16 protein-coding genes are annotated in these 19,213 nt (G+C 62.8%); 11 read left to right on the top strand and 5 right to left on the bottom strand.

The genetic code is table 11. The annotated features are described in order from the left end of the window. The first annotated feature begins 99 nt into the window (after positions 1-99). Positions 100-345, top strand: a complete 246-nt coding sequence (locus Q7P63_09415) for a type II toxin-antitoxin system ParD family antitoxin (GenBank protein MDP0500304.1) — start codon at positions 100-102, stop codon at positions 343-345. Further along, positions 342-545: a type II toxin-antitoxin system RelE/ParE family toxin gene (locus tag Q7P63_09410; protein MDP0500303.1), complete on the top strand. Its 204-nt coding sequence runs from the start codon at positions 342-344 to the stop codon at positions 543-545. The genes Q7P63_09415 and Q7P63_09410 overlap by 4 nt, the downstream gene beginning before the upstream one ends. Positions 546-609: 64 nt before the next feature. On the opposite strand, the gene Q7P63_09405 is transcribed toward Q7P63_09410, so the two are convergent. Together Q7P63_09405 and Q7P63_09400 are read right to left on the bottom strand one after the other, a co-directional pair. Continuing rightward, positions 610-1,623 carry an adenosine kinase gene (locus Q7P63_09405; protein ID MDP0500302.1) on the bottom strand — a complete coding sequence of 338 codons (1,014 nt, stop codon included), beginning with the start codon at positions 1,621-1,623 and terminating at the stop codon, positions 610-612. 13 nt (positions 1,624-1,636) lie between these two features. Continuing rightward, positions 1,637-2,020, bottom strand: coding sequence for a hypothetical protein (locus Q7P63_09400; protein MDP0500301.1), 384 nt, complete (start codon positions 2,018-2,020; stop codon positions 1,637-1,639). A 438-nt stretch (positions 2,021-2,458) separates the two neighbouring features. On the opposite strand from Q7P63_09400, the gene Q7P63_09395 reads away from it, so the two are divergent. The 4 genes from Q7P63_09395 to Q7P63_09380 all read left to right on the top strand — a co-directional run bounded on the left by Q7P63_09395 (position 2,459) and on the right by Q7P63_09380 (position 5,863). Beyond that, entirely contained in the window at positions 2,459-2,692 is a 234-nt protein-coding gene (locus Q7P63_09395) for an addiction module protein (GenBank protein ID MDP0500300.1), read from the top strand. Beyond that, entirely contained in the window at positions 2,673-2,981 is a 309-nt protein-coding gene (locus Q7P63_09390) for a type II toxin-antitoxin system RelE/ParE family toxin (protein ID MDP0500299.1), read from the top strand. The genes Q7P63_09395 and Q7P63_09390 overlap by 20 nt, the downstream gene beginning before the upstream one ends. Positions 2,982-3,105: 124 nt before the next feature. Continuing rightward, positions 3,106-4,713: a CTP synthase gene (locus Q7P63_09385; GenBank protein MDP0500298.1), complete on the top strand. Its 1,608-nt coding sequence runs from the start codon at positions 3,106-3,108 to the stop codon at positions 4,711-4,713. A 145-nt stretch (positions 4,714-4,858) separates the two neighbouring features. Continuing rightward, positions 4,859-5,863, top strand: a complete 1,005-nt coding sequence (locus Q7P63_09380) for an aldo/keto reductase (GenBank protein MDP0500297.1) — start codon at positions 4,859-4,861, stop codon at positions 5,861-5,863. A gap of 255 nt (positions 5,864-6,118) precedes the next feature. On the opposite strand, the gene Q7P63_09375 is transcribed toward Q7P63_09380, so the two are convergent. After that, positions 6,119-7,210: a hypothetical protein gene (locus Q7P63_09375; GenBank protein MDP0500296.1), complete on the bottom strand. Its 1,092-nt coding sequence runs from the start codon at positions 7,208-7,210 to the stop codon at positions 6,119-6,121. A 460-nt stretch (positions 7,211-7,670) separates the two neighbouring features. Between Q7P63_09375 and Q7P63_09370 the strand changes: the two genes are divergently transcribed. From Q7P63_09370 to argH, 5 genes are all read left to right on the top strand, one after another. Next, complete coding sequence (locus tag Q7P63_09370) at positions 7,671-8,468, top strand: succinate dehydrogenase cytochrome b subunit (GenBank protein MDP0500295.1); 798 nt, start codon at positions 7,671-7,673, stop codon at positions 8,466-8,468. A 22-nt stretch (positions 8,469-8,490) separates the two neighbouring features. Further along, positions 8,491-10,452: a fumarate reductase/succinate dehydrogenase flavoprotein subunit gene (locus Q7P63_09365; GenBank protein MDP0500294.1), complete on the top strand. Its 1,962-nt coding sequence runs from the start codon at positions 8,491-8,493 to the stop codon at positions 10,450-10,452. A gap of 36 nt (positions 10,453-10,488) precedes the next feature. Then, the gene (locus Q7P63_09360; protein MDP0500293.1) at positions 10,489-11,262 is read left to right on the top strand and encodes a succinate dehydrogenase/fumarate reductase iron-sulfur subunit; all 774 of its coding nucleotides are present in this window, start codon (positions 10,489-10,491) and stop codon (positions 11,260-11,262) included. A 338-nt stretch (positions 11,263-11,600) separates the two neighbouring features. Next, positions 11,601-13,121 carry a hypothetical protein gene (locus tag Q7P63_09355; GenBank protein MDP0500292.1) on the top strand — a complete coding sequence of 507 codons (1,521 nt, stop codon included), beginning with the start codon at positions 11,601-11,603 and terminating at the stop codon, positions 13,119-13,121. 107 nt (positions 13,122-13,228) lie between these two features. Further along, on the top strand, positions 13,229-14,623 hold the full coding sequence (argH, locus tag Q7P63_09350; protein MDP0500291.1) for an argininosuccinate lyase: 1,395 nt from the start codon (positions 13,229-13,231) through the stop codon (positions 14,621-14,623). Positions 14,624-14,732: 109 nt separating this feature from the next. On the opposite strand, the gene Q7P63_09345 is transcribed toward argH, so the two are convergent. Together Q7P63_09345 and Q7P63_09340 are read right to left on the bottom strand one after the other, a co-directional pair. Beyond that, positions 14,733-17,933 (bottom strand): efflux RND transporter permease subunit, encoded by a 3,201-nt coding sequence (locus tag Q7P63_09345; protein MDP0500290.1) that lies wholly within the window; start codon positions 17,931-17,933, stop codon positions 14,733-14,735. Then, entirely contained in the window at positions 17,930-19,201 is a 1,272-nt protein-coding gene (locus tag Q7P63_09340; GenBank protein MDP0500289.1) for an efflux RND transporter periplasmic adaptor subunit, read from the bottom strand. Before Q7P63_09340 ends, Q7P63_09345 begins: the two co-directional genes overlap by 4 nt. Between the last annotated feature and the right edge of the window lie 12 nt (positions 19,202-19,213).

Below are 19,213 nucleotides of genomic sequence, written 5' to 3'. Positions count from 1 at the left end.
GATCCCATCAGTGAACAACTCGGTCCGCCCGGAGTCAAGGGCAGGCGTGATCTGGCTTGAAGAGGAGCGAAGAGTGCCTATGCTGAAAGAAAGAAGTCGATGCAACACCCTCCGCACATTCACCTGACATCCGCACAAGCTACCTTGGCGCAAAAAGAAGTGGCCAGCGGTCGCTTTCGTTCCGAGTTGGATGTGGTGGACGCCGGCCTCGAGATGTTGACGCAGGAATCCACGCGATTGGATGCACTCCGCCAAGCCCTTGAAGAGGGCGAGCAGAGTGGGGAAGCGGTGGCGTTTGACTTCCAGTCTTTTCTGGCGACCTGTCGCGCTGGCAGGCGAGCATGAGCCGCAGCCTGAAGCTCCGTCCCAAGGCGATCAAGGATCTTGAGCGCTTTCCGGATCTCGGGTTTTCCTGCGCATATGTCCGGGTTGGTTATCGTAAATACCCGGTCGGGCGTCATGTGATTTACTATCGCGTGCAGCCCGATGCGCTTGAGGTTGTCCGCATCCTGCATCAGCGCATGGATGTGGAGAGGTATCTATAAAAAATCCCCGCCCGGGAAGCATGCCGGGCGGGGATGAAAATGTGCGGGACCTGATGCAGGGCGCTTAGGCGATGGCCTTGACGGCCTTCAGGCGCTCTTGGACGGCTGGCCAGGCGTCTGCGGGCAGATGGGGCCCGAGGTGCTGGACGATGGCGGAGCCGAGGATCGAGCCGTATTGGCCGGCCACCTCGAGCGATTCGCCGTTGAGCCAGGCGTAGAGGAAGCCTGCGGCCCAGATGTCGCCCGCGCCGGTGGTGTCGACCGGCTTGGCCACGACTTCGGCGGGCACGTGCACGACGCTGCTGCCTTCGGCGAGGTAAGCGCCGTCCTTGCCCGCCTTGACGATGCCGATGCGGCAGTACTTGGCGAGTTGGAGGGCCATCTCGGCGTGGGTCTTGCCGGCTCCGAAAAAGGCTTCCGCCTCTTCTTCGTTGGCGAGGGCCACATCCACATAGTGCTGCAGGGTGCGGGGCAGCGTTTCACGCGCGGCACGCACCACCTCAAACGAGGCGAGGTCGAGGCTGATCGTGCAACCGGCGCGGTGAGCGCTGAGGAGCACGGCCTCCAGCAGGTCGGGGTTGAAGGCGAGGTAGCCTTCGATGTGGGCGTGGCGGCAGCCCGCGAAGTCAAGCGGCGAGAGATCGGCGGGGTTGAGCGTGGCGGCGGCCCCGAGGTGGGTCCGCATGGTACGCTCGCCATCGGGCGTGATCAGCGAGAGGCAACGCCCGTTGGCCATACGGCCGACCTTGAAGCGTTCGTCATTACCCCCAACTTCCTGGAAGCTCTTGCGGTAGAACTTGCCGCCTTCGTCCGACCCGAGCTTGCCGAGGAAGGTCGTCCTCAAGCCCAGGATGGAGCAGGTGTAGGCTGTGTTGCCGGAGGAGCCGCCGGGCATGTCCGCTCCCGCGGGCACGGCCTTGAGCAGCTCCTGCATGTTCTCTTCGTCGATCAGCACCATCCCGCCCTTTTCAGCTTGGCGGGAGGTGAGGAAGGCTTCGTCGATATGGACCAGCGTGTCCACGATGGGAGAACCCACGCCGATCAGGTCAAATTCGGTATGCTTCTCGTGATTATCCATATTCAGGTGATGGCTATTCCGCAATGATGAGGCTCGTCACCAACAGCGGTTCGCCATCGACCTCGATCAGAATCTGGTAATTGCCCGGAGTTTCGAACTGCAGGTTTTGCATCTGATTGATGAGGTTGATTTGCTGCTGGGGGCCGGGAGACTCGAATTCGCGCTCTACGAGCTTTTCCAGCTTGTCCATCTCCAAGCCCATGGAGATGCGAAGCATGTGTTTGCCCTGCGCGACGTCCCCAATCGTGAGGAACCAGATCATGCGAGGGTGTGTCGCCGGGAACTGTCGGGAACGAACCGCCGAGAAACAGCCGAGCAAGAAGGTCTTGCCCGTCGAAGGATCGACGTGGACGTTGTCACAGATGTGCCAAGCGAGGAGTTGGGGTACGGTTGCCATTGGGCAGACGCTAGGGGCCGGATGGCCTCTGGCAACGGTAAAATACGGTTTTAGCGCGCCCCGGTTTAGAACAACTTGCGGAAAAGACTGAAGGGAAGCCCCTGCTGTAAAAAGGCCGTCACCGGCTTTTTACAAACGCCATCGAATTGGGCGGGGCAAGAGGAGCTGTCTTCATCCCATCAGGAGCTTAAGCCGGCTTTGTCTTTCCGCCAAATTTTGTCCGATCAATCTGCTGTTCCAAGGCTTCAGAGAGACGTCTTCGGTTTGGGCTTGGCATTGGCCTCCTCTGCCAGTTTATCGCCCAGCTCGGCCAAGAGTTTTCTGAATTTAAGCTGTTGAGCGTATCGGCCAAATTACAGGTCTTGAGGAGGTTTGAGATCGTTTGGGTGCTCGAAAAACGAAGTTGCGATCTCGCCCGACTGAAGGCAACCTGAGGCTATGAAAGTCGTGCTTCCTTTAGAGGAGATGACCTTGGCGGAGAAACTCGAAGTGATGGAAACCCTCTGGGCCGACATCAGTGGCGAGGAGAGCACGTTCAGTCCCCCGGCGTGGCATGAAGACGTGCTGCGGGAGCGTGAGCGAAGAGCGGCTACGGGGGCTTCTTCATTTTCGGACTGGGAGATTGCAAAGGTAGAGATCAGGCGCGCTGCTCATGAAGATCAGGATTCTTGAGGAAGCCAGGGCTGACCTGCTGGAGGGGTATCGCTTCTATGAGTTTAGGGAACCCAAGTTGGGTGACTACTTCCTGAATACTCTCTATTCCGATATTGACCGGCTGAACCATATCGCTGGCGTCCACCGGTTGAAGGCGGGCTTTCACTGGATGCTCTCCAGGCGCTTCCCTTATGCGATTTATTACCGGGTAGAAGACGGGGTGGTTTCGATCTATGCGGTTATCGATTGTCGCCGTGATCCCGACCGTATCGGGCGCCAACTGAACCGGCGTGGGAGCGGGGCTTGAGACATGAGGTGGCGAGTCGGTGGAATTTTCATTTGCCTGCCGCGCCTTGTGACCCCTTAGATGTCTGTTTCCACGACCGTATCCACTTCCGTGCGTACGCGCGGCGCGATTGTTTTTCTGGATCATGACCAAATACATTTTTGTCACCGGTGGCGTAGTTTCATCCTTGGGCAAGGGCCTCACGGCGGCCGCGCTCGGCGCTCTGCTTGAGCAGCGCGGGCTGCGGGTGAAGCTGCAGAAGTTCGACCCCTACCTCAACGTCGACCCGGGGACGATGAACCCCTTCCAGCACGGCGAAGTCTACGTGCTCGACGACGGCTCGGAGACCGACCTCGACCTCGGCCACTACGAGCGTTTTACCAACGGCAACCTCTCGCGCCACAACAACCTGACCTCCGGCCAGATCTACGACACGATCATCCGCCGCGAGCGCCGGGGCGACTTCCTGGGCCAGACGATCCAGGTGATCCCGCACGTGACGAACGAGATCAAGAGCCGCTTCGACCCGAACGACGAAGAGGTCGACGTGTGCATCACCGAGATCGGCGGCACGGTGGGCGACATCGAGGGCCTGCCCTTCATGGAAGCCATCCGCCAGTTCGTGCTCGAGCAGGGGCGCCAAAATGTGGTCACGATCCACGTGACGCTGGTGCCCTACCTCGCCGCCGCCGGTGAGCTGAAGACCAAACCGACCCAGATGAGCGTGGCCAAGCTGCGCGAGATCGGCATCCAGCCCGATATCCTCGTCTGCCGTACGGAAAAGCCGTTGGCCCGCGACCTGCGCCAAAAGCTGAGCCTTTTCTGCAACGTGCCCGTCAAGGCCGTGATCGAAGAGCGCGACGTGGAGACTTCGATTTACGAAGTGCCGCTGATGCTCGAAAACGAGGGCGTCGACCAGCTCGTGCTCGACCAGCTGGGCCTCGGCAATCTTGAGGTGAAGGAAGACGCGTGGCCGGAAGTGGTGCGCATCCTCAAATACCCCAAGCACCGGATCGACATCGCGGTGGTGGGCAAGTACATCGAGCTGCAGGACGCCTACAAGAGCGTCTACGAGTCGATCACCCACGGCGGTATCGCTCACGACTGCGCGGTGGAGGTCCACCGGATCGACTCCGAGCATCTGGAGGCCCGCGAAGCGGTCGCCGAGCTGGCGAAATACGACGGCATCCTCGTGCCTGGCGGCTTCGGCTCGCGCGGGATCGAGGGCAAGGTGCAGGCCGCCCGTTTTGCCCGCGAGCAGAAGATCCCTTACTTTGGTCTTTGCCTGGGGATGCAGATCGCGGTGATCGAGTTTGCCCGCAACGTGGCCGGCCTCGAGGGCGCGAACAGCATGGAGTTCAACCCGCAGACGGCCTACCCGGTGATCAACCTGATGGAAGACCAGCGCGACGTGCGCGACAAGGGTGCGACCATGCGCCTGGGGGCCTACGAGTGTGCTCTGCTCGATGGCAGCTGGTCGCGCGCGGCCTATGGCAAGCCGACCGTGTCGGAGCGCCACCGCCACCGCTACGAGTTCAACAACCAGTTCCGCGAGGCCTTGCAACAGGCGGGTCTGCGTCTGGCGGGCGTCAATCCGCAGCGCGACTTGGTGGAAATCGTCGAAAACCCCGACCACCCGTGGTTTGTGGGCGTGCAGTTCCACCCCGAGTTCCAGTCGAAGCCCCGCCTGCCGCACCCGCTCTTCGCCGCCTTCATCAAGGCCTCGCTCGAGCGCCGCAAGGCTCATCGCTAGTTGAGGGGCTGCAGAGAAAAACCTTTCAGCTGAGGCCGTCGATGGCCTCAGCTTTTTTTTGGTCCTCAACGCTATGATATACGCTCCGCACCGTTAATCGGTCGCAAATGGTTGTCAGCCCGCCGGTAGGCGATAAGCTGGCGGCATGAGCGGCGAGATCGATTTCCAAGGCAAGAGCGTGAGCCGGTTGGCGCTGGGGTGTATGCACTTCGGCGGCGACTGGGCCCCGGGGACGGACATTTCCGAAGATGCCCGTCGGCAGGCGCGCGCGGCGCTGGTCGCGGCCCAAGAGGCGGGCATCAACTTCTTCGACCACGCCGACATTTATTGTCGGGGCCGCAGCGAGCGCCTGTTCGGGGAGTTGGCGCGCGAGCTGGGCCTGAAGCGGCGCGATTATGTGCTGCAGAGCAAGGTGGGCATCCGCTTTGCCGACGAGCCGGAGGCGGGCGCGCCCAAGCGTTTCGATTTTTCCTACGCGCACATCATGCGCACGGTCAACGCCTCGCTGGAGCGCCTGCAGACGGATTATCTCGACTGCCTCCTGCTCCATCGGCCCGATCTGCTGATGGAGATCGACGAGGTGGCGCAGGCTTTTCGCGAGCTGCATGCGCAGGGGCGGGTGCGGCATTTCGGCGTCTCCAACCATACCCCGTGGCAGATCATGCGTCTGCAGGCCGCGCTCGACCAGCCGCTCGTCGTCAACCAGATCGAGCTGAGTCTGATCAAGAGCAGCTTGCTCGATTGCGCGGTCGTCTCGGGGGCCGATCGCCAGCCGATGGTGGGCACGGTGGCAGATGGGACGCTCGATTTTCATCAGTTGCACAAGATTCGCACCCAGGCCTGGGCACCTTTGGCTTACGGCTATCTTTCCGGTCGCCGGGTAGGGGACGAGTTTAAGCAGGGCTCGGAGGTGAAGGCGCGGATCGAGGCCACGAGCGCCCTGGTCAGCGAGCTGGCGCAGAAGTACCGCGTGGCGCCGGAAGCGATCGTAGTGGGTTGGCTGCTACGCTTGCCCGCCGGCGTGCAGCCGGTGGTGGGGACGCGCGACCCTGCGCGGATCAAGGCTTGCGCCGCCGCCCAGAAAATCGAGCTGGGCCGCGAAGACTGGTACCGCCTCTTTTTGGCAGGTCGCGGGCAGGAGCTGCCTTAAGCAAAAAGAAAGAGGGTATTTTAGCCGCAGATGAAGCGCAGATAAGGACTGAAGAAGATGGGCCTCACGCCAAGGCGCCAAAGACGCAGAGAGTTTTGTAGAGGATAGAAAGGGTAGGCCCTGCTTTAAGGCGAAGGACTGAATTTCCTTTGCGCCTTCGCGGCTTGGCGTGAGACCAAATCCTCTGCCCAAAAAACGCGAAAAAGCGCCGGAATCACTTCCGGCGCTCGTAAAATAACATCCTGCTGGCCGCGCTTATTCGCCAGCGGTTTCGTGCTCGGCGTTGGTGATGGCCTGGGCGCTGGCGATGGTGGCCACGAGGTAGGTGGCGAGGCCGATGAAGAGCACCTGGCCCAGCGCGAGGGGCTCGACGGTCAGGCCTTGGGCGATGGGCAGAGCGAGGTTGATCACTGCAGCCACGCCTCCCACGAGCAGGGAGGAGAGGAAGCTGCGCACGATGACGGGCTTGCTGCTGGCGGCCTGGGAGAAGGTGACGGGGTTGTGCTGGCGCTCCGTCTCCTTGTTGACCTTCTTGAAATAGCGCTTGAGGGCCGCCTTGGACTTGCTGGAGCCGTCGCTGAGGCGTGCCACGGCCTCGAGGCCCATCTCGATCTGCGTACGATTGTGGCTGATGGGATCGGTCAGGCGGTGGATGTGCTCGCTGAGGCTTTTGAACTGCTCGATCAGGCGGCTGTTGGCGGCGTAGTCGCCCTTGAGGTTTTCGATGTGGCCACGCACTTCGCTGATGCGCAGGCGCAGGTCTTCGGAAGCTTCCTGAGCGAGTTGGGTGTCTTCGTAGACGAGGAGGACGGTCTCGTGCAGGCTGTCGATGTCCTTCGTCGTCTCGCTGATGATGGCCTGGATCTTGGACGGGTTGGTGAGGGAGGTGTTGTCGTCTTCCCCTTCGTCGCCAAACATGTGCACGCCGGCGCCGGTTTCCTCGTCTTCGTCTTCGTGGCTGCGTCGCCCGCTCAGCTCGCCGCTGCTGCTGATCGAGTCCTGCAGGTGGTCGAGGATGTTGATGATCTGGCGCAGGTTGTCCTGCAGGTTTTCCACCAGCATCGAGAAGTTCTGGACCTGGTTGGAGACCTTCTCGGTCAGCGAGACGATGCCTTCAAATTTGGTGCTGCTCTCGACGATGAGCAGGTCGACCGTGCTGCCGGAGTCCTGGATGCGCTCGGCCTTGTCGAGGATCTGCTCGGCTTCGACGAGGAGTTTTTCCGCCGTCGTGACGAAGTCGTCCATCAGCCCTTGCTGCTGGCGGGCGGACCGCTGAGCCGTATCGATGGCCGAAATGGCATCGGTGATCGTCGGCTGGGAGGTGACAGTAGGCGTGCTGGACAGCATGGACGCGCGTGGGCTGGCGGTTGGTCGCTGGGTTCAGTCAATAGGTTTGCGGAGGAAAGGCAAGACTCTATCCCGCTACGCATTTCAAATGAGCAGCGTTTTTTCCTTTTGCGCCGCCGGGTGGGGGCGCAAAGGGAGGGGAAGAGCGGGTTGCCGAGCCGACCGCCTGATGCGCCGGAGAGAAACCGCCGGTAGATAATGGCGTGGTTTGCCTCAGGGGCGCGTTGGGGTGTTTCCCATGTTTTTTAATCCTGCCCGACAGGGCTGTTCAAGCCAAAGATACGGCGGGCTAACATATTCTCGAAAGAGGTCGATTAGATATGCTTAAGGGAGGGGCGTATTTCTGTTATAAGCGGGATTGAATTATCCAATACAATTCAATAAGCTTTACTGTACTTGCCCCGTTCATTAGCACAAAATCCTGAATTTTGACTGCAACTGCTTCTAATTACCGCTTTCCATGAGTTCGTTGTTCAAGAAATACCTCATGGCCCTGACTGGTTTTGTACTGGTAGGCTTTGTTTGTGGCCACATGCTGGGTAACCTGCAGATGTTCCTGCACCCGGACTGGATTAACGAATATGCTTACAAGCTGCAGCACCTGCCTTACGGGTCTCTGTGGGTCGTCCGCCTGGTGCTCCTGGCGGCGGTAGTCGTACACGTCGTGGTGGCGGTCCAGCTCGTGCTGGAAAATCGTCGCGCGCGTGGCCCTCTCGGCTACTCCGCCAAAGCCAAGCTGCAGGCGACCCTTGCGAGCAAGACGATGCGCTACACCGGCCTGGTGCTGTTGGCGTTCATCATCTTCCACATCCTGCACTTCACGGTGCAGAGCGTGCACCCGGAGTTCAAGGAGCTGCACACGGAGATTACCGGCACCTCCACCCTGTGGGGCGTGCACGACAAGCTCCTGCCGCTGGGCCATACCGAGCAGCACGACGTGTATGCGATGGTGGGCATCGGCTTCGGCCCCCACTTCTGGTACGTGTCGGTGTTCTACATCGTCTCGATGGCGCTGCTCGCCCTGCACTTGAGCCACGGCGTGGCCAGCATGTTCCAGAGCCTGGGCCTGCGTAACAGCGTGTGGACGCCGCGCCTGCGCGTGCTCGCCGCCGTGATCGGCTGGGTCGTGTTCCTCGGCTTTGCCAGCCTGCCCACCGCCGGCCTGTTGCAGGCCCTCCCGCACCAGGACCATATCAACGCGCAGTACGAGCACTACTTCGGCGCCCACGCCGATGCCGCCTCGGAAGCCAACCACTAATTTCGCAGGGACACCGCAAGCCATGAATCTCGATCCCAAAATTCCGGAAGGTCCGCTGGCGCAAAAGTGGACCAGCGCCAAATTCAAGTACAAGCTCGTCAACCCGGCCAACAAGCGTAAGTACCACATCATCGTGGTCGGCTCTGGTCTGGCGGGCGGGGCCGGCGCGGCCACCCTCGGCGAGCTGGGCTACAACGTTTCCTGCTTCTGTTACCAGGACAGCCCCCGCCGCGCTCACTCGATCGCGGCCCAGGGCGGTATCAATGCCGCCAAGAATTACCAGAACGACGGCGACTCGGTCTACCGCCTCTTCTACGACACCGTCAAGGGGGGCGACTTCCGCAGCCGTGAGGCCAACGTTTACCGCCTCGCCGAAGTCAGCACCAACATCATCGACCAGTGCGTGGCGCAAGGCGTGCCCTTTGCCCGCGAATACGGCGGTATGCTGGCCAACCGCTCCTTCGGTGGTGCCCAGGTCTCCCGCACTTTCTACGCTCGCGGCCAGACGGGCCAGCAGCTGCTCCTCGGTGCCTACCAGAGCCTGAGCCGCCAGATCGGCCTCGGCCAGGTGAAGATGTACAACCGCCACGAAATGCTCGACCTCGTCCTCGTGACGGACAAGGACGGCGTGCAGCGCGCGAAGGGCATCATCACCCGTAACATGGTGACGGGCAAGATCGAGCGTTGGGCGGCCGATGCCGTGGTCCTCGCCACCGGCGGCTACTCCAACGTCTTCTTCCTCTCCACCAACGCCGCAGGCTGTAACGTGACGGCCGCCTGGCGCGCCTACAAGCGCGGTGCCGGCTTCGCCAACCCCTGCTACACGCAGATTCACCCGACCTGCATCCCGCAGGAGGGCGAGCACCAGTCGAAGCTCACGCTCATGTCCGAGTCGCTGCGCAACGACGGGCGTGTGTGGGTGCCCAAGAGCCGCGAAATCGCCGCCAAGCTGCGCCGCCGCGAGATCAAGCCCAGCGATGTGGCCGAAGAGGATCGCGATTACTACCTCGAGCGCAAGTACCCGAGCTTCGGTAACCTGGCCCCGCGCGACATCTCCAGCCGCTCGGCCAAGGAAGCCTGCGACGACGGTCGCGGCATCGCACCCACGGGCTTCGGGGTCTACCTCGACTTCCGCGACGCGATCCAGCGCCTGGGCGAGCACACCATCGCCGAGCGCTACGGCAACCTCTTCGACATGTATGAGAACATCACCGGCACCAGCGCCTACAAGGAGCCGATGATGATCTACCCGGCGCCCCACTATACGATGGGCGGCCTCTGGGTAGACTATAACCTCATGACGACGATCCCAGGCTGCTTTGCCACCGGTGAGGCCAACTTCTCCGACCACGGTGCGAATCGCCTCGGCGCCTCCGCCCTCATGCAGGGCCTGGCCGACGGCTACTTCGTCACCCCGGCGGTGGTGGGCAACTACCTTGGCTCGGAGCTGCCGATCGGCCGCGCCGGCGAGACGACCACGGCCGACAAGGGCTTCGACGAGGCCGAAAACTTCGTCCAGTCCAAGATCGACCGCATGCTCAACATCAAGGGCTCTTCCAGCCCGCGCAGCCTGCACATCGAGCTGGGCAAGATCATGCTCGACAAGTGCGGCATGGCCCGGACGAAGGAAGGGCTGACCGAGGCGATCGGCGAGATCCAGCAGCTCCGCCAGCGCTTCTGGCAAGACTTGAAGCTGCCCGGCACCAACAACGAGCTCAACATCGAGCTCGAACGCGCGGGCCGCGTGGCCGACTTCCTCGAATTCGGCGAGCTGATGTGCCGCGACGCCCTCACCCGTGAGGAGTCCTGCGGCGGTCACTTCCGCGTCGAGCACCAGACGCCCGACGGCGAAGCCCTCCGCCACGACGACACCTATAGCCATGCGGCGGTGTGGGAGTACAAGGGCGACGACAAGGAGCCGGTGCGCCACGTGGAGCACCTGGATTTCGAAAACGTCAAACTCGGCGTCCGCAGCTACAAGTAAGCGCGCCCGGATTCAAAACCTTAACTACCGAGACCCATGTCCGAAGGTACCATTTCCGTTAAGCTGAAGGTCTGGCGCCAAAAGAGCGCCGGGGAAGGCGGTCATTTCGAAGATTACCAGATGAACGAGGTGTCCACCTCTTCGTCGTTCCTCGAAATGCTCGACCTGCTCAACGAAAAGCTGATCAGCGAAGACAAGGAGCCCGTCGCGTTCGACCACGACTGCCGCGAAGGCATTTGCGGGATGTGCTCGCTCACGATCAACGGCATCCCGCACGGCAAGAACGCCCTGCAAACCACCTGCCAGCTGCACATGCGCAGCTTTGGCAACGGCGACACGATCACGATCGAGCCCTTCCGTGCCGCGCCCTTCCCGGTGCTGCGCGACCTGGCGGTCGACCGTAGCTCGTTCGAGCGCATCATGCAGTCGGGCGGCTTTGTCGACCAGCGCATCGGTGCGGCGCAAGACGCCAACGCCCTGCCCATCGGCAAGGACGTGGCCGACCGCGCGATGGACGCCGCCGCCTGCATCGGCTGTGGCGCCTGCGTGGCCGTGTGCCCCAACGCCAGCGCCATGCTCTTCACCTCCGCCAAGCTCAGCCAGCTCAACATGCTGCCGCAGGGCCGCCCGGAGAAAGACCGCCGCAGCCTCAAGATGGTGGGGCAGATGGATGCCGAAGGCTTCGGCAACTGCACCAACATCGGCGAATGTTCCGCAGCCTGCCCCAAGGGCATCAGCATGGACTTCATCGCCATGATGAACCGCGATTACGCCGTGGCCCGCGTCAAGAGCTTCTTCGGCGCTGCGTAAAACGCAGTTGCCTGTGCTTTTTATATACGGCGGCCGCCCTGCCCGGGGCGGCCGCTTTTTTTTCCTTGGCCCAGAAAGGCTTGAACGCCCCGCCACGTTGGGAGGGTGCATACTTATTTGCGCTTAAAACTGGTCAGAATCGCTTTTTCTGTCACAGTAGCCCCACGTTGAAGGGCATCAACCGACCACATGCCTCGCTTGTCGCTGCAGGAGAAACATTTGCTTGCAGTGGCTGCGCGCGTATTTCATAACCAGTCAACTCAACGTCTCTTAAGTATCCAGCTATGAACAATCGGCCGAAACACCTCTTGAGTGCTGCTGGGCTTTTGCTGTCTGCCGTGCTTTTCCTCGCAGGTTGCGCAAGCCAGCAACAATCGCCCACTGGCACCCCCACTGCCGAGCGTTCCGCTCGCTCGACGGGCGGCTACGGTCCCTCGCACTCCACCTTCCAGCAAGGTGGCATTACCTACGTGAAGGGCTCCATGGCATTCCCCACGGGCGACCAGGATAGCAGCGTGCTGTTGCTGGAGAAGACCGTCCCGCAGGAGGTCATGGTTGGCTCGCCCTTCCAGTATACCCTCGCCGCGACCAATACCAGCGACTTCCGCATCACCGATGTGACGGTTCGCGACCAGGTCTCTTCCAATTTCGACATCTCCGACGCCTCCCCGGCGGCTGACTCCGTCGAAGGCGGCGTCGCCATCTGGACCCTCGGCGACCTCGAGCCCGGCCAGACCAAGACGATCACCGTCCGCGGCACCGCCCCGGAAGAAGGCATCATCGAGCTCTGCGGCATCGCCACCTTCAGCCCCGTGCTGTGCGAAACCATCCGCGTGGTGCGTGCTGACCTGCAGCTGACCAAGACCGGTCCGGACACCGCGCTGCCCTGCGACGTGATCCCCTACACCTTTACGATCACCAACACCGGCTCCAGCCAGCTGACCGGCGTCGTGATCAACGACCCGCTGCCCCAAGGCATGACCACCACCGACGGCCGCAGCAATGTGACCATCGATGTGGGTAACCTCGCCCCGGGCCAGGCCCAGACCTACTCCGTCGACGTGCAGGCCAATGGCGCCGGCTCGTATGAAAACACCGCCACGGCCAACAGCGCCCAAGGTGTGAGCGCGGAAGATGTGATGACCACCGTCGTCAGCGCCCCGCAACTGCAGATCGCCTGCGAAGCCCCGCAAGAACGCTTTATCGGTCGCCCGATCAACGTGACCTTGTCGGTTGGCAATGTGGGTGATGCCGCTGCCCGCGACGCCGTTGTGACCCTGCCGATCCCGGCTGGCGTTACCTTCCAAGGTGCGACCGCTGGCGGCCGTGTCGAAGGCAACCAAGTGGTGTGGAACCTCGCCAATGTCGCCCCGGGCGCCTCCAGCGAGATCACCGCTACCTTCACCGCTTCGCAAGCCGGCACCGTGGCCTTCACCGCCACCACCCAAGGCTTCTGCGCCAACCCGATCTCCACTACCTGCACGACCAACGTGACCGGTATCCCGGCGATCCTGCTTGAGGTGATCGACCTCGACGACCCGGTTGAAGTCGGCTCCAACGTCACCTACGAAATCACCGTGACGAACCAAGGTTCCGCTCCGGGCACGAACGTCCGCGTGACGATCGAACTCGAAGACAGCCAGCGCTTCGTGAACGCCCAAGGCCGCACCACGGTCTCCTCGGCCAATGGCCAGACGATCGTCCTGAATCCGGTGCCCTCGATCGCCCCGGGTGACGAAGCGGTGTGGGAAGTCACTGTCCAAGCCCTCGAAGCCGACGACGTCCGCTTCCAGGTCACGATGGAGAGCGACCAGATCACCCGGATCGTGCGCGAAACCGAAGCGACCAACCAATACTAGTCGCTTCCGGACGCCCGCCGTCCCTTTTGAGAGAAGGCCAGCCGCAAACCGCGGCTGGCCTTTTTTGTCAGTTGCCAGCTGGGCAAAGGGCCTCCAGCCTCCTGCCCATGCAGACTCAAGCAACCTGGGGCGGCCGTTTTTCCAGCGGGCCGGCCGAACTCATGCAGCACTTCAGCGAATCCGTCAGCTTCGACCAGCGGCTGGCGCGGTTCGACATCCAGGGCAGCCAGGCCCACGCGCGGATGCTGGCCCACGTGGGCATCCTCACGACCGATGAGGCCGAGGCGATCGTCGCCGGCCTCGACGAGCTGCGCGAAGAAATCGCCGCCGGTCGCTTCGAGTGGCAGACCGCGCTCGAAGACGTGCACATGAACATCGAGCAGGCCCTGACCCAGCGGGTGCCGGCGGCGGCCAAGCTGCATACGGCCCGCAGCCGCAACGATCAGGTGGCGACCGACATGCGCCTCTGGTTCAAGTGGGCCACGCAGGAGCTGGTGCAAGACGTGCACGCCTTCATGCGCGTGCTGCTCACCCAGGCCGAGGCGCTCCAGCAGGTTTACATCCCCGGTTACACGCACCTGCAGCGTGCTCAGCCGGTGTCGTTTGCCCACCACCTCCTTGCCTATGTCGAGATGCTCGGCCGCGATGCCAAGCGGTTGGAGCGCATCCACGACGACGCCAACTGGTGCCCGCTCGGCTCCGGTGCCATCGCCGGTACGACGCTGCCGATCAACCGCGAGTTCACCGCCCGGGCCTTGGGCTTCGTCGATGCCGACGGTCGCCCTCGCGTCACCCGCAATAGTATGGACGCCGTGAGCGATCGCGACTTGTTCCTCGATTTCGCCCATGCCTGCGGCCTCTGCGGCATCCACCTCTCGCGTCTCTCGGAAGACTTGATCCTCTGGAACAGCGCCGAGTTTGGCTTTGTGTGGCTGCCCGATACCTTTACCACCGGCTCCAGCCTGATGCCACAAAAGAAGAACCCCGACGCTGCCGAGCTGGTGCGGGGCAAGTCTGGTCGCCTGCACGGGCACGTGGCTGCGCTCTACACGATGGTCAAGGGCCTGCCGCTCACCTACAACCGCGACTTGCAGGAAGACAAGCCGCCGGTCTTCGATGCCTTCGATCAGCTCCAGGCCTGCCTGCGCGTGCTGGCTGGCACCGTCGAGGGCATGAAGGCGAAAAAGGCCCGTTGCGATGCCGCCGTGGCCGATGCCGCGCTGCTCGCGACCGACCTCGTCGACTATCTCGTGCGCAAGGGCATCCCCTTCCGCCAGGCGCACCACGTGATCGGTGCCATTGTGGCCAAGGCCGAGGAAAAGAGCGTGGCGATCAACCAGCTCGACGACTCCGACGTGCAGGCCATCCACGAAGCTTTCGAGAGCGACTGGCGCGACGTCTTCAACGTCGAGCGCGCACTGCAGGCCCGTGAGCGGCCCGGTATGCCCGGCCCGAAGCAGGTCGCAGGGCAGATCGCCCAATGGCGCCAGCAGCTGGCATAGACGCTACGATGCTTTAAACAAAAAAATGGGAGCGGGCTTGGTCAGGGCCCGCTCCCATTATTTTCTAGGGGATGGTCTTAGGTTTGTAGTCTGGCCTCGAAAAAGTGGCTCAGGTCATCACGACCGGTTCCTGATTCAGGTCGCGGCGGGGGACGGGCATCAAGGGCTTGCCGCGCAGCCAGCGCACGGAGTTCTTGGTCGCCCACTTGCAGTCTTCGAGGATCACGTAGAGCCCCGGGACAAGCAGCAGGGTGATGAAGGTGGCAAAGAGCACGCCGAAGGCAAGGGAGGTGGCCATCGGGATCAGGAACTGTGCTTGTAGACTACGCTCCAACAGCATCGGTACAAGCCCGAAAAATGTGGTAAGCGACGTTAGTAAGATCGGGCGGAAGCGTTGACCCCCGGCGTCGTGGGCGGCTTGCACCACGTCCTTGCCCTGGCGGCGCTCGTCGTTGACGTAGTCGACCAGCACGAGGCTGTCGTTTACGACCACGCCGATGGCGGCGATGATGCCCATGATCGACATCTGGGTGATGGGCTGAGGCGTGTAGCCGCTGGCGCCCCAGGTGCCGGTGACGAAGTGGCCCCAGATTGCTCCGACGATGCCAAACGGGATCGCGGACATCACGATCAGCGGCTGGAAGTAGGATTTGAAGGGGATCGCGAGCAGCACGTAGATGAGGAAGAGCACGAAGTAGAAGCCCATCTGCAGCGCCTGGTTGGACTCCCGGGTGTCTTTCGCCTCGCCTTCGAGCGAGCTGGAGACGCCGGGGTATTTGGCGAGGATGCCGCGCACGTTGTTTTCGATCTGGGCGTTCAGCGTCGTCATGTTGGCCGAGGTCTTGTCGACGTCGGAGGTCACGTTGATCACGCGCTGGCGGTCGATCCGCGTAATGGAGGAAAAGCCATGGCCGATGTCGGCCTCCGCGACTTCGTCGAAGGGCACTTCGCTGCCGTCGGCGAGGCGGATGCGCAGGTTGTGCAGCGCGGCGAGGCTCTCGCGGTCGGCGCGCGGGTAGCGCACCATCACCTTCACTTCGTCGCGCCCGCGCAGGATGCGCTGGGCTTCGGCGCCGTAGAAGGCTTGGCGCACTTGCCGCCCGAGGTCGTTGGTGGTGATCCCCAGCACTTCGCCGCGTGGCTTGAGCGACAGCTTGATCTCGCGCCGCCCGCTGGTGAACGAGTCGGAGATGTCGTAGAGGTCGGGCAGGGTGGCGAGCATGTCCTTGATCTCCTGCGCCGCCACTTCCATTTCTTCGAAGTCTTCGCCGACGAGCTGGACGTTGATCGGGCGCGAGCTGCCGCCGCCGATTTCGCCGCTCATGCTCAGGGTTTGCACGCCAGGCATCGGCCCCAGCTTCTGGCGCCAGCGGTTGACCATCTCCTGGGTGGTGATGTCGCGGTCTTCGCTCTTGGTCAGCTCGATCTGGATGCGCCCCTGGCTCACGTTGTAGCGCGAGTTCATGGCGATGTTCTTGACCGGGTCGGCATGGCCTTCGGCCATCACGTCGTCGACGACTTTCTCCCACGAGTCCATCAGCTGGTTGAGGCCGGCAATGGTGGTGGGCAGTGCGGTGCCGTCGGGGTATTCGAGCGAGACGTTGATGGTGTCGCTCTGCACGCGGGGGAAGGGCTGATAGCGCATGTGGCCGCCGCGCACCAGGCCGATGGTGATGAGCAGCACGCCGATGAAGGCCGCGCAGGTGGCATAGCGGTGGCGCAGGCAAAAGCTGAGCACCGGTTGGTAAAAGCGGGTGACGAAGTGCTCGAGGCTATCGGCCACCTTGCGCTGGATGCGTGTGAGCAGGCCCAGCTTCTTGCGGTCGCCCGTGCCCACCTTGAGGGTCGAGAGGTGGTAGGGCAGCACCAGCTTGCTCTGGATCAGTGAGAACGCGAGCGTGAGGATCACCACGTATGGGATGGGCCGGAAGCGGTCGCCAGCGGGGCCGGGCAGGAAGAATACGGGCGCGAAGGCCACCATCGTGGTGAGCACGGCGAAGATGATCGGCACCGACACGCGGTGCGAGCCGTGGATGGCGGCGACGATGCGGCCTTCCTTGTCCTTTGGCTTGCGGTGCTGGTACTCGGTAAAGACGCTTTCGCCGACTACGATGGCGTCGTCGACCACGATCCCCAGCACGAGGATGAAGGCGAAGAGCGACACCATGTTGATCGAGAGGTCGACCCACGGCGCGACCATCAGCGTACCGAGGAACGAGACCGGGATGCCGAGCGCGACGTAAAAAGCGAGGGCGGGGCGCAGGAAGAGCGTGAGCACGCACATGACCAGCAGGAGGCCGAGCATGCCGTTGGTCAGCATCATGCTGAGGCGCGCGTTGAGGTAGAACGACGAGTCGCTGAAGATCTCGAGGTGCACGCCGGGCGGGAACTGGTCTTTCTGGTTCTCGATGTAGGCGCGCGTCTTGGAGGCGATGTCGAGCGGGCTCTCGTTGCCGACTTCGAAGACTTCGACGAAGATCGCCGGGTGGCCATTGAAGTAGCTGATGATGTCGTCGTCGGTAAAGCCGTCGCGGATGGTGGCGATCTGGCCCAGCTTGATCGAGGTACCGTCTTCGCGGGTCAAGAGCGTGATGTCGGCAAAGTCGTCGTGGCGGTAGGCCTGGCCGAGGGTGCGCAGGAGCAGCTCGCCGCTGGTTGCCTTGACGGAGCCGCCCGGCACGTCGCGCGAGGCGGCGTTGACCCTGGCGGCGACTTGTTCAAGCGTGAGGCCGTATTTACGCAGGGTCTCTTCGTCGATCTCGATGGCGATCTCGTAGTCGCGAGCGCCTTGAAATTCGATTTGGCTGATGCCGGGGGTGCGCAGGAGGTCGTCGCGCACCTTTTCGGCCACGCGGCGGAGCGATTTCTCGTCCATATCGCCATACACGGCGATTTCGAGCACGTCGCGCGTCCAGATCTGTTCTTCGACGGTGGGGCGCTCGGCGTCGGCCGGGAACGAGCTGATGGCGTCGACGCGGCCTTTGATGTCTTCCTTCAGGCGGTTGAGGTCAAAGCCGTCCGCTGCCTCGACCGAGACGCGCCCGCCGCCTTCCCAGGCCATGGAGTCGATTTCCTTGATGCCCTGCAGGCCCTGAATGGCTTCCTCGACCCGCATCACGAGGCCTTCTTCGGCTTCGGAGGGGGTGGCGCCGGGGTAGGAGAGGTTCACCCGGATGGTGTCGGGCGTCATCTTGGGGAACATCTCCAGATTGAGCGAAGGGATGGCAAAGATGCCGCCCACGATCACGACGAACATCACGAGGTTGGCCGCGACGCCGTTGCGCGTAAACCACTCCATCAGGCCGCTCATGCATCACCTCGCTTTTCCGCCGCAGGTTCGCTCTTGGCGGTGGAGGCTTCAGGCTTGGGGCCGTCGACGGGCGATTCGGCCTCGGCCAGCGGGTCGGGCGTGAGCGGCTGGACGGGCATGCCTTCGAGGAAGTAAATGATCGGGGTGAGGCAGACGCGTTCGCCGGGTTGGAGCCCGCCGGAGATGATGGCGCGCTCGCTGTCCGACCAATAGACGCTGACGTCGCGGGCAGTGAGAGCGTTCTCGGGCTCGATCACGTAGAGCGTGTCCTGGTCGATCAGCGCCTTGCGGGGCACCACGTAGATACCTTGCAGGTAGCGCCCCGCGATGTGGGCTTGCACAAAGGAGCCGATCTTGAGCGGCGGCTGGTCGCCTCCGGGCGAGCCGTAGGGGTCGGGCACGCGGGCGACGGCGTAGGTGAGTCGGGAGCGCATGTCGACCGTGCCTTCGGTGCGGTCGAGGTAGCCGTCCCAGGAGTAGGTCTCGTTGCCGAGGGTCTGGGTCAGCTTCACGCGCGGGGCGGCTTCGGAGTTCTCGTCGTCGCGGTAGGCTTCGGGCAGGTCGAGGTAGCTCAGCTCGAAGGGAGAAAGGGGGAAGCGCACTTCGGCCACGTCGACGGCGTAGATGGAGGCGAGCGTGGTGCTGCCGGAGACGTTTTGGCCGATGTCGACCATCTTGTCGCGGATGCGGCCGGCGTAGGGGGCGCGGACTTTGGTGCGCTCCAGATCGCGCTCGGCCTGCTTTACGCGGGCTTCGGCGGCAGCGACATTGGCACGGGCCATGGCCTGCTGAGGCTCGCGCAAGACGAGTTCGGTAGGGGTGTCGCCTTGGCCGAGGTCGCTCCAGTCCTGCTGCGCCTGCTCGGCCTGGGCGACTTCCTGCGCGAGGGCAAGGCGGGCCTGGGCCAGTTGCGCGCGGGCGTTGGCGAGGGCGGCCTCGTAATCCAGCGGGTCGATCTCCAGCAGCACGTCGCCCGCTTCGAAGAAGCCGCCGGGCTTGAAGCTGGGGCTGATGCGGAGGATCCGACCCGCCACCTCGGAGGTGAGCGAAGTCTCGGTGCGGGCGGTGACGTTGCCCTGCGTATCGACCCACAGCTGCCAGTCTTCCGGCTGCACGGTCACATACTCGACCTGCGGGATCTTCCGGGGTTGCGGGACCGGTGCGACCTCCGGCTTGGAGTTGACCAAATACCAGGCGAAGCCGCCGGTGGCAGCGAGGATGCCGCCGGTCACGAGGACGGCGGAAACGATTTTACTGGCGCGGGACATTGAAAGAGAGGC

The organism is Verrucomicrobiota bacterium JB022 (assembly GCA_030673845.1).
In the GTDB taxonomy this organism is placed as follows: domain Bacteria; phylum Verrucomicrobiota; class Verrucomicrobiia; order Opitutales; family Oceanipulchritudinaceae; genus WOUP01.
The sequence above is the reverse complement of the archived record's forward strand: the minus strand, read 5'-3'. Positions and strand labels throughout refer to the sequence as shown.